At 35.7% G+C, this 11,115-nt stretch carries 10 protein-coding genes; all 10 read right to left on the bottom strand.

From position 1 onward, the window contains the following. Positions 1-23 precede the first annotated feature (23 nt). Positions 24-1,559, bottom strand: a complete 1,536-nt coding sequence (locus tag U9P79_01175; protein MEA2103241.1) for a DUF2334 domain-containing protein — start codon at positions 1,557-1,559, stop codon at positions 24-26. Next, positions 1,556-2,590 (bottom strand): glycosyltransferase, encoded by a 1,035-nt coding sequence (locus U9P79_01170; protein MEA2103240.1) that lies wholly within the window; start codon positions 2,588-2,590, stop codon positions 1,556-1,558. Before U9P79_01170 ends, U9P79_01175 begins: the two co-directional genes overlap by 4 nt. Before the next feature lie 56 nt (positions 2,591-2,646). Continuing rightward, positions 2,647-4,761 carry a transketolase family protein gene (locus U9P79_01165; GenBank protein ID MEA2103239.1) on the bottom strand — a complete coding sequence of 705 codons (2,115 nt, stop codon included), beginning with the start codon at positions 4,759-4,761 and terminating at the stop codon, positions 2,647-2,649. Further along, positions 4,762-5,496: a ribonuclease PH gene (gene rph, locus U9P79_01160; GenBank protein MEA2103238.1), complete on the bottom strand. Its 735-nt coding sequence runs from the start codon at positions 5,494-5,496 to the stop codon at positions 4,762-4,764. Positions 5,497-5,508: 12 nt separating this feature from the next. Further along, positions 5,509-6,489, bottom strand: coding sequence for a YihY/virulence factor BrkB family protein (locus tag U9P79_01155; protein ID MEA2103237.1), 981 nt, complete (start codon positions 6,487-6,489; stop codon positions 5,509-5,511). Next, a complete protein-coding gene (locus tag U9P79_01150; protein MEA2103236.1) occupies positions 6,482-7,705 on the bottom strand; it encodes an ABC transporter permease in 1,224 nt (407 codons plus the stop codon). The genes U9P79_01155 and U9P79_01150 overlap by 8 nt, the downstream gene beginning before the upstream one ends. Before the next feature lie 156 nt (positions 7,706-7,861). Continuing rightward, a complete protein-coding gene (locus U9P79_01145) occupies positions 7,862-8,524 on the bottom strand; it encodes an ABC transporter ATP-binding protein (GenBank protein ID MEA2103235.1) in 663 nt (220 codons plus the stop codon). A gap of 119 nt (positions 8,525-8,643) precedes the next feature. Then, positions 8,644-9,075: an SsrA-binding protein SmpB gene (gene smpB / locus U9P79_01140; GenBank protein MEA2103234.1), complete on the bottom strand. Its 432-nt coding sequence runs from the start codon at positions 9,073-9,075 to the stop codon at positions 8,644-8,646. A gap of 63 nt (positions 9,076-9,138) precedes the next feature. Then, positions 9,139-10,098 (bottom strand): GDP-mannose 4,6-dehydratase, encoded by a 960-nt coding sequence (locus tag U9P79_01135; GenBank protein MEA2103233.1) that lies wholly within the window; start codon positions 10,096-10,098, stop codon positions 9,139-9,141. A gap of 16 nt (positions 10,099-10,114) precedes the next feature. After that, the gene (locus U9P79_01130; GenBank protein ID MEA2103232.1) at positions 10,115-11,047 is read right to left on the bottom strand and encodes an SDR family oxidoreductase; all 933 of its coding nucleotides are present in this window, start codon (positions 11,045-11,047) and stop codon (positions 10,115-10,117) included. Between the last annotated feature and the right edge of the window lie 68 nt (positions 11,048-11,115).

Below are 11,115 nucleotides of genomic sequence, written 5' to 3'. Positions count from 1 at the left end.
ACACGGAAAAACACGGGAAGGTTTCATAGTAATCTTCGGGCTTTCCGAGATTCATAATCATAAAGATAATCACGCCATTGCCATTGTCGAATCCGTTTTATATTATCGGGAAATGAAAACTTGGGAGCATTTTTCCAAACAATAGAATCATAAGAAATCTCAGAAGCAGGCTTCACAATGCTCTCATTGTTTTCATCCGCAGCTACTCGCAAATAAACTTCATTATTCTCGTTTTCGTTCAATATTTTCAATTCATTATCAGCGTATTCGATTTTGAATTTTGCTTGAATGCGTTTTTTCCACCATTTCCGAAAGCCATCCATCGTTGTTTTCCATATTCCGGTTTGATTATTAATAAATTCAACAATATCATCTATCACATCTAACTTCTTATGATGAGGATGATGGTAAAGAATTATTGGTTCATTCAAAACCAATTTTCTTAAAATCACTTTTTTATAATAATTTTTCATCTCATTTTCTGAATAATGAGAGCGATGCAGTCGGCCCATGCTTATCGGATGAATAGGAATTTGAAGAGTTCGATAGCTCTCATTGTTACCTTCCGGAAAAAATGGCAGATTATCATAGTCCAAAGCAAACTCTGATGAATAAGCAAAATTCAGGTTATCAACGGCTTTTGCCAATGACTCATTCCAAGCACCAAAAGGGGAAACAAATCCGGTGGTTTCTATTTGTAACTTTTTCAGAATTTCTTTACCTTTTTTCAAATTTGAATAATTATCATTATAATTTTTATATGTCTGGTGTTTAAAACAATGGAGAGTTAACTCTTGTGATTTGAAATTTGAATAAGATTTCTTCAAACGATCAAGTGAATCCGCCACCAAAAACCAGCTGGCATTAATTTTATGCTTTTGACAAATCTCATACATTTTTTTTGCTTCTTCCGGTTTGCAACCATCGTCATCTACTCGAAAAATAAATATATTTTTTGAATATTGGGGATAATACCATTTCTGAACAAAGGGTAAATCCCTTTGGAAATGAAGATATTCCAGAGAAATTCGCACAATTCTACGTATTTTACCCTTTGAAACCTGAGCAACAATTTCAGATCCAAGTTCTTTTCTATCGTCCGAGAACCTTTTCCGTTTAGATTGTTTATTTCGTAGCAACTTGTTGATATCAAATGGCAAAAAAATGATCGCACCTTTTCCTATCTTTTTTGTATAAATTTTCAAACCTGTATCCAAAGCCTTCATATTGTTTTTAGGTAAATAAATATCATCAAAAACATCCACAATACCAATTGAAGAAAAGATGGAGTTACGTTCCGAGATCAAATATTTCCTTCTAATTTTCTTATATGGCTCGAATTGTGAATAAGAATCAATTAGAACTGAGCCCCCTGATTTTATATAATTATTAACAACTTTTTTTTCTTCATTATCAAGTTTTTTACAAATAATCAGAACAGAATATTCATCAATTTTAATTGTGCTAAAATCGGTAATAATGTCATAAAAAATTCCCTCTTGTTGAAGAATTATTTTCCAGCCCTTTTCTTTTCCTATGACACCAATTTTTAATTTCATAAAAGTGATTCTATTTCCTGAGTTAATAATTTTTCGCGTTTTTCAAGAAGGAATTTGTTTACAATTCTTTCTCGGGTTTGCTGCCCTTTTGGAAAATTTATTGCTTTTTTTATAGCAGCTGCCGTTGCACCCGGATCATCAAAAGGTACATAATAACCGGTTTCACCAACGAGTTCAGGAATCGCACCTCGCATTGTAACCACGGGAGTTGCCTTGCAATACATCGCCTCCGCTATCGCAAGCCCAAATGATTCCCGATAAGAAATCTGACAATAAACTTTTGCTTTGCACAAATATTTTTTCACCTCTTCGGAAGAGATGTGTCCCGTGAACTCCAATGAAGAAGAAATGTTTTGCAACTCTTTTCTAACCTTTTCACCGTATTTTCCGATAATCACAAAACGAAGATCAGTACAAATTTTTGCTGCTCTTGCAAAAGTCATCAATCCCTTCAACTTATACGTTTGATTCAAAATTCCAACTGCATTCGCAACTGTAACAATTAGATTTTCCTTCTTAGATTTGTCCTTTTTGTTTAAGTGAATACTATCCTCATTTTTTATACCCAAAGGAATTGTCATTGTTTTTTTGTTTGGATAAAATTTATTTATTTCCACCTTGGTAAAATCTGAAGGGCATAAAATTTTATCACATTTTTGAAGAGTATATTTTAAAAAAATAGATGATCCAAGCAATCCGCCATAATTATATTGAGGAACTTTTGCAACCTCATAACCACCAATCATTACACATGTACTCTTCATCAAAATTCTTGAAAAAAAAACGGAAACGAATGCCCGAAAATCTCCAAACCAAATGTAGGTTAGATCTGCCCAAAGAATCCCGCAAAATAATTTAACTATTGTTCTTAAAACATCTCTAAGGCTATTCCGAATTCCCGTAAAATCAATAACTCTAACTTTCCCTTCGCCGGATTCATCCTTGGAAAAATGCTGTTTCAGAATCCGAATGTCTGCAAGAACGAAAGTGCTATCATAAGAAGTTACAATTAAAATCTTTCGGGAATTCATATTAAAAAATTTCCTGCGAACTTAATGAATTTATGAAAGCAGCCATCTACGATATCTTATAAAGAATCGCTAATTTTTTTTGCAATCGATTCTGCATCCAACTGAAGATATTTGAAGACATCTTCCGTTTTTCCGGAAACTCCGTACCGGGATGCACCAAATGTTTTTAACTTAGCGTTTAGTTCAAATTCTAATAATTTGGACGCAATAATACTTCCCAAACCGGTATGAACATTATGATCTTCGTAAGTAAATATTTTTCCTGATTCTGCCACGGCTTTGATATCCTCTTTTGAAATATCTGATAATGAAGAAAAATTCCAAATAGCGATTTCTATACCGATTCCCTTGAGAATTTTATGAACTTGTAAGGCTTTCTCAACCATAACTCCAGTTGCCAAAAGTGCGCCATCTTTTCCCTGACGTAATTCATCAACCTTACCATAGTCGAATTTATGATTTTCATCGTAGAATATTTTCCCGTTTTCAGCGGTGATCACTTCGGTTTTCGAACGACCAAGCGGAATAAAATAATTTCCGGTTTGAAAAGCAATATATCGGATAACTTGATCTGTCTGATTTGCATCTGCGGGAATAATAATTTTAAATCCGTACAAATTCCGCATCAAACCGATATAATCTATACACTGATGGGTTTTCCCATCTTCGCCCACATCCAAACCAACGTGTGTTGTTACAAGTTTTAGATTTGTTTTATTTATATCGTTTAAGCGTTGCTGATTATATGTTTCGTCCACACCGAATACACCAAAATCCGAAAAAAACGTGATGATATTTTCCTTTGAAACAACTCCGGCGATTACAGCAGTATTGTGTTCTTGAATTCCACTCTGATAAAATGCATGCGGATATTCCTTCGCAAATTTATTCGTTCGGACCGAACCCGCAAGATCGCAATCAAAGACGGCAAAGGGAATATTTTTATTTGCTTTTGCCAGATCATAAAGAGCTTCTCCATAAGCATTTCGGTTTGCTACTTTTCCTTTTTTGTAAATGATGCGTTTGCCGACGTTCCCAAGCTGGGGCTTGGTAACGAGAAATTGATCGGTGGGCTTGGGAACTAAAGATTGATTGGGAGAGTTGGGAACTGAAGATTGATTGGAAGAGTTGGGAATGAGAGATTGATTTGGAGAGTTGGTAACTGAAGATTGATTGGGAGAGTTGGGAACGAGAGACTGATTGGGGATTTTGGTGAGAGGAGATTCTTGTTGGAGATTAGATGCAGGTATTTCTTTGTATGAATTTGGGACTTGGGATTCTTGGTTGAGAATAATTTTATTTGGCGGGATGGTAAAATTTTTCCGCATATTTTTGAAATATGACAAGTTTGCTTTCAAACCGAGTTCTTTCATTGCTTCTGCATACTGATCTTCGGAGAGTGGCTTACCATGATAGGTTTCGTCATTTTCCATAAATGAAATTCCATTTCCCATTGTCGTATATGCCAGAATCAAGGTTGGGTTTTGGGTATCTGCTTTGGCTTTTTGAAAAGCGTTTAACAATTCGTTAAAATCATGTCCGTTTATCTCAATTACTTTCCAGCCGTCGGATTCATAATTCCCTTTTACATTTTGCTGCATTACTTTGGAAATATTTCCACTGATCTGCAATCTATTATAATCAACAATTCCGGTAATATTATTCAAGCCGTACTTTACTGCAAATCGTCTTGCTTCGGAGATTTGTCCTTTTTGCTGCTCGCCGTCTCCCATCACAACGAACACGTCAAAATTTTCTTCTTTCTGTTTTCCGGCAAGAGCAAATCCGATTCCGGCTGAAAGTCCCTGTCCCAGATTTCCGGTTGCCCACTCAATTCCGGGCACATCCGGTTCAACATGTCCTTCAAAAATACTACCGGCTTTTCTAAAAAAGGCAATTGCGTGTTCAATATCAAAAAATCCCATTCTTCCTAAAACAGAATAAATTCCCGGAGCTGTATGCCCGTGACTAATGACTATTCTGTCTCGAGATGGATCGTGTATATTTTCAGGAGATATATTTGCAAAATCATAAATGGCAAGATAAATGTCGAGTGATGAAATTGAACCACCCGGATGACCGCTCGCTGCAAGGGTTGTCATGGTTAGAATATCACTTTTGCAAACTTTGCTAATTTTTTTTAATTCGTCAACTGTATATTTTGTTTTCATTTATAAATCCTTTATAATTAATTTTTTTTGGTAGCTGACGATTTCTTTGATTCCTTTTCCGGCGAAATCAAGCATGCCGTTGAGCTGCTCGCGAGAAAAGGTTGCCTGTTCACCCGAACCTTGAATTTCGATAAATTTTCCATCTTCGTCTTGCACAATATTCATATCAACATCTGCATTTTCGTCTTCTTTATAAGGTAGATCGAGAAGTACTTCTCCATTTACAACACCTACACTAACTGCACCGATAAATTTTTTGAGGGGAAAAGTTTTAATTTTATTTTCTCGTTTCATCTTGCTAAAAGCATCGTATAAAGCCATGAAAGCACCATTGATAGAGGCAGTTCTCGTGCCACCATCCGCTTGGATTACATCACAGTCAATATAAATGCTCCGCCCCGGGAAAGCATACAAATCTGTTATTGCCCGAAAAGTTCTCCCGATCAATCTTTGGATTTCGTGGCTTCGACCTTTTATTTTACCTCTCTCTCGATCGCGAATATTCCTTTTATCTGCTGCTCGTGGTAACATATCGTATTCAGCAGTTATCCAACCGTATTTCCCACCTTCCTGTTTTATGAATCGCGGAATTTGATAAAGAGCAGAGACGGTGCAAATCACTTTTGTTTTCCCCATCTCAACAAGCACGGAGCCCTCCGGTTCTTGTAAATAATTTTTTGTTATTCTAAAAGGTCTCATTTCATTCGCTTTTCTTCCATCAAATCTTTGTATCATTACAAATCCTTTTCATTTATTTTTTTCATCAATTAGAAAATTTAATATTTTTCTCAATTCTTCTTTGTTATCTTTATAATCGGAAGTTTGAAATTCCTTTATTTTTTTTGGGGGACGACTTTTACAAATTTTTTCTATTCGTAACTTTATTCTCACCCCTTCTTCCTGTACTTTTTTTCTCTTGCGCGGATGTTTCACATTTGTATGAAACGAAACTACTTCCATCCCAAAAAGTATTGTTACCCAATTAAGATAAAGCCAGATCATAAAAATTGGGAATGCTCCCAGTGTTCCATACACGGATTTAACATTTGTAAATGTAACAATATACCAATCAAAAGATATTTTAGAAATTATCCAAACAATGCTGGTGAATACTGCTCCAATGGCAGAGTGAGATGCTTTTGGCCGCACAGAAGGAATGAATTTGAACATCACAAAAAGTAACAGAAAGATGCTAAAATAAGGTAAAATATGAATAATAATTTTCAAATTTGCAACGGTACTAATAATTGGCAACGAAGTTGTGAAAAGTAACATTGCCACAATAATCACTCCGCCTACAATTGCAGCAATAAATCGTTCAAAATCTCTAAAAAAATTGCGCTCTTTTAATTTGTGAATCCTCAGAATGTCATCAAAAGCCCGTGAAATTGATTTGAATAAAAAGAATGAAGTCATCATTAAAAGTATAAATCCGAAGATATTCATTCCAAGTCTTCGTTCAAGCATTTCGGTAATGATTTGTTTTAAACTTTCAGCAGAACCCGGTAAAAAGGTTTGAAAAATAAAACCTAAGATAACTTCACGGATTTTTCCCATTGTAATATTCGGAGTGAAATAAAAAATTACCATTACAAAAGGGATAAAGCCGAGGAACGTTATATAACCAAGATTCGAAGCCATCAAAAAACCATGATCTGCCGAGAAATTTTGATAAACCAGACGAACACTTCGGAAAAATTTACTGAAAAATTCTTTGATTTTATTCATAGCGTAAAATTTCTACAGGATCTAAACGGCTAGCATTAATTGCCGGAACGATTCCGGAAATAAAACCAACCCCGACTGATAATCCGAGAGCAATTTCTATCATCGCCAAATTTGTGGCAGTTGGAGATTTTAAAAAGTTGCCGAGAACACTTAAAAGTGATAATCCCAAAAGGATTCCAACAATACCGCCGAGTAAGCTAACTAATAAAGTTTGCACAAGAAATTGGATCAAAATATCACGCCTTTTTGCACCAACAGCCATACGTACACCAATTTCACGCAAACGCTCTTTTATAGAAGCAAGGCTGATATTCGCAATCACAATTCCACTGACGAGAAGATTGAAAATGAAAATAATGATCACGACAAAAAGTGTTTTTTGCGTCTGCTTCTTAATATCTTCCATCCTGTCATTATTAGCACGAACTTCAAAAACCTGATTACCATCCCGAAGTGCAAGCAAAAACTGGGAAATCTTTTGCTGGGTGGGAGTTACTTTATCAACCGATGAAACTCTAAAATTAATGGAACTTAAAGGTTCGTCATAATACATTTTCTTTGTCATGGTTGTAAGGGGAACAAAACAGCGACGATTCATCCAAGACAAAGCGTTCTCACCCATTGCACCGAAATACATCTCTTTCTTCTCCATTATTCCGATAATATGAAATTTTGTCCCGTTTAGATTTATCTTTTTCCCAATTGCCGGTTTTTCCCCAAACAATCTTTCTTTGATCAGGGTTCCGATAACAATCACTTTTTTTGCTTCACGAATATCGAAATTCGAGATAAATCTTCCTTCGCCGATATAAAATTCCTCAGCCTCTTGATATTCGGGATATACTCCGAGTGTTCGAGCGTGTGTGTATTTTCCTTCAAATTTTAGCCTGTTCCACTTTGAAATTGTGGGACTAAAAGCCTGAAGTTCGGGAAAATATCTTCGCAATTTTTTCATATCTTCCAAAGTTAAACGTTGCTGATACGCTTCACTGCGTTTATTCAGGTCAAAGCTCCATTGCGGGTGAATAGACAATTTTAATGCCCCTCCTCTTTCCTCCATGAATTGTAAGGACTTCTCTCTGCCACCTTGAACAAGTGAAGAAACTACGATAATCGTCAATGCACCGAGAATCACTCCAATCATCGTGATAATGGTTCTTCCGATGTTGTGAATCATATCGGAAACGCCGAGTTTTATATTATAGGCAATATTCATACGACAAAATTATGGCTAACAAAATCAAAAAATATCAGGTGGTGGCTGGACTTCAGCCAACTCTGTTTCCGGCTGGAGTTATGTTTGCTTTTGTTTCCGATTCTCTTATCTGAATTCCATCCGAAAAGAGCGGATGAAGTCCGGAATCCTTCTTGTTTATTGAATTCTACCATCTGCAATATTTATGATATTATCAGTTACTTCTGCAACATAACTATCGTGAGTAACAACAATTATGGTATGTCCCTGGGAATGCAGATCGTTAAATATGCTCATGATCCCATGCCCGGAAGTGCTATCCAAATTTCCCGTAGGTTCATCCGCGAGGATTATTGCCGGATTATTGACCAAAGCACGTGCAATAGCAGTTCGCTGACGTTCACCACCGGACAGTTCATTCGGTTTATGCTTTAGACGATGCCCAAGCCCAACCTGTTCCAGCACTCGTTTGGAACGTTTAATCCGTTTTCTTTTATGTATTCCAGAATAAATCAATGGAAGTTCTACATTTGCCAGAATATTCAGATTTGGCAGCAAATTAAATGTCTGAAAAACAAATCCAATCTTACGATTTCTTATTTCAGCTAACTTATTTGATTTGAGACTGCTTACCATTTCCGCATCAAGATGGTAGGTTCCTTCCGTAGGTGTATCAAGACAGCCAAGAATATGCAAAAGGGTAGATTTACCCGATCCGGAAGGTCCCATTATTGCGGTATAACTTCCTCGTTTGATTGAGATATTCACTCCCCTTAAGGCGGTAACTTGGATCTTTCCAGTATCATATATCTTTTTTATATTTTCAATTTTAATAACCATTTTTTCTCACATTCAAACCACTAAACACCTGGAATTACACGGAAAATAGATTTTTATGCGTAAGAAAAAAAAGCAGAAGAAATGCTTTTGACATTTTTCGTGTATTCCGTGATTCAATATCATAAATATTTACTCATCTCTTTATGGGCTTCATATTTTTGGATTTTATCGCGTTTTTCATATTCTCGTTTACCCTTAGCAATAGCTATTTCAACTTTTGCAAGTGCCTTTTCGTTAATGTAAATTCTGGTTGGAATTAGCGTGTATCCTTTCTCTTCAATGTTCTTTTGCATCCGTTTGATCTCATATTTTTTCAACAACAATTTTCGTGGTCGGCGAGGGTCGTATTTTTGATAAAATCCTTTTTTATATTGGCTGATATGCAGACTTTCCAGCCATACTTCTCCATCAACGATTTTTGCAAAGCTATCAATGAAATTTACTTTCCCGGCTCTAATTGATTTGATTTCATTACCGGTAAGGACAATTCCCGCTTCGAAAGTTCTTTCAATATGATAATTTCGAATAGCTTTTTTATTTTTAAACTCCATTGAATGAACCTTTAATTTGTCTATTTAAGGATTATACAATCAGGGATGATTATTTAACGAACATTATTTCTTGTGAAATTCTATTACTTTTTTCAGAATTTCATCCAATTCAACCTTGGGTTTGAAACCAACATATTTCTTTAATTTTGAAATATCGGGAGCTCTTTTTCTCATGTCCTCAAAACCTTCTTCATATGCTTCCGCATAAGATATTTTTTTAATGACAGATGAACTATTAGTTAATTTTTTCACCTTTTTGGCAAGTTCCATAATTGATATTTCTTGATTAGTCCCAATATTAAATATTTGTCCAACGCATTTTTCTTCAGTCATCAAATTGATGATTGCCCCGACAATGTCCTCTACATAAGTAAAACAGCGTGTTTGCTCTCCGTCTCCATAAACAGTGATTGGGTGATCGAGAAGTGCTTGCTGAACAAATCTGGGAACAACCATGCCATATTGCCCTGATTGACGTGGTCCGACAGTGTTAAACAATCGTCCGATAACTACAGGTAATTTTTTTTCATGCCAATAAGCAAGTGCGAGGAATTCATCAATCGCCTTTGATTCTGCATACGACCATCTGCGAATTGTGGTTGGACCGTAAACCCGATTGCTATCTTCTTTGAAAGGCAACTCATCCACTTTTCCATATACTTCTGAAGTGGACGCAATGAATATCTTTTTTTTGTATTTATTAGCCAATTTGATCATTACTTCCGAACCGGACACATTTGTTTCTATTGTTTCCACCGGATTATCCACAATGAACATCACCCCAACAGCTGCTGCAAGATGATATATTTGATCACACTTTTTAACACAATCCTGAATAAGTTTTTGATTAAAAATCGTATCTATGTGAACTTCGAGATTTGCATTCTTATAAATATGACGAATGTTGGACAATTTGCCTGTGGAAAGGTTATCAATAATTATGACATAGTGCCCTTGGTCGAGTAATTTTTCTGCCAGATATGAGCCGATAAATCCGGCTCCACCTGTAATTAGTATTTTCATCAATTCTCCAATTTATCTATATTTTAAAATGATCTATGGTTTCTTCCAAACCATGTGAAAAATCTTTTTTGACTTCGTAATCAATTAATTTCTTTGCTTTTTCGATTGAGGCATAAGAATGCTTTATGTCTCCTAACCTTGGCGACGAAAAATCCGGTTCGATTGCTTTACCCAAAATGATATTAATCTTGTCAACTAATTCAACAAGTGTAATTCTATCATTACAAGCAATATTCATCACATTACCAGGTGCATTTTTTGCAAAACAAGCTTTGATATTTGCGCTAACAACATTCTCTATAAACGTGAAATCACGCGACTGGGTACCATCTCCGTAGATGGTGGGCTTTTCGTCTTCCATAATTGCGGTAATGAACTTTGGTATTACCGCAGAATATTGAGATGTCGGATCTTGTTTTGGTCCAAAAACATTAAAATAGCGAAGGCAAACAGTTTCAAATCCATATAAATTATAAAACATTTGACAGTAACGTTCACCGGTATATTTGGATAATGCATAAGGAGAAAGCGGATTAATCCGCATATCTGTATGCTTTGGTAGTTCTTCACTATCACCGTAAATTGAAGACGATGAAGCAAAAACCAATCGCTTCACATTTGTTTCTTTTGCTGCTTGAAGGACGTTCAAAGTGCCAACTATATTGACTTCGTTAGTAGTCAGTGGGTCATTAACAGAACGAGGAACAGAAGGCAAGGCTCCCTGATGTAAAATATAATCAACATTTTCTACAGCAGAACGCACAATATGATAACTGCGAATATCCCCTTCAATCAATTTGCATTTTTTATGTTTTACCAATTCTGCGATATTACTTCTTCTGCCGGTAGAAAAGTTATCTAAAATGGTTACATTTTCACCCATTTCCAATAAATGCTCTACGATATTCGAGCCGATAAAACCAGCTCCACCTGTAACTAAAAAATTCACTTTTGCTCCTTTATAATAAATTAAATTTTACTGAATATTTTTTTTGGAACAATTCATAGCAAGTTTTT

It is taken from the genome of Candidatus Cloacimonadota bacterium (assembly GCA_034661015.1).
GTDB lineage: Bacteria > Cloacimonadota > Cloacimonadia > JGIOTU-2 > JGIOTU-2 > JAYEKN01.
This window is presented reverse-complemented; position numbering and strand designations above follow the sequence as displayed.

Excerpts from the sequence above, each read along its gene's own strand:
- U9P79_01175 (MEA2103241.1), bottom strand. The coding sequence starts at position 1,559 with ATGAAATTAAAAATTGGTGTCATAGGAAAAGAAAAGGGCTGGAAAATA.
- U9P79_01170 (MEA2103240.1), bottom strand. The coding sequence starts at position 2,590 with ATGAATTCCCGAAAGATTTTAATTGTAACTTCTTATGATAGCACTTTC.
- U9P79_01165 (MEA2103239.1), bottom strand. The coding sequence starts at position 4,761 with ATGAAAACAAAATATACAGTTGACGAATTAAAAAAAATTAGCAAAGTT.
- rph (MEA2103238.1), bottom strand. The coding sequence starts at position 5,496 with ATGATACAAAGATTTGATGGAAGAAAAGCGAATGAAATGAGACCTTTT.
- U9P79_01155 (MEA2103237.1), bottom strand. The coding sequence starts at position 6,489 with ATGAATAAAATCAAAGAATTTTTCAGTAAATTTTTCCGAAGTGTTCGT.
- U9P79_01150 (MEA2103236.1), bottom strand. The coding sequence starts at position 7,705 with ATGAATATTGCCTATAATATAAAACTCGGCGTTTCCGATATGATTCAC.
- U9P79_01145 (MEA2103235.1), bottom strand. The coding sequence starts at position 8,524 with ATGGTTATTAAAATTGAAAATATAAAAAAGATATATGATACTGGAAAG.
- smpB (MEA2103234.1), bottom strand. The coding sequence starts at position 9,075 with ATGGAGTTTAAAAATAAAAAAGCTATTCGAAATTATCATATTGAAAGA.
- U9P79_01135 (MEA2103233.1), bottom strand. The coding sequence starts at position 10,098 with ATGAAAATACTAATTACAGGTGGAGCCGGATTTATCGGCTCATATCTG.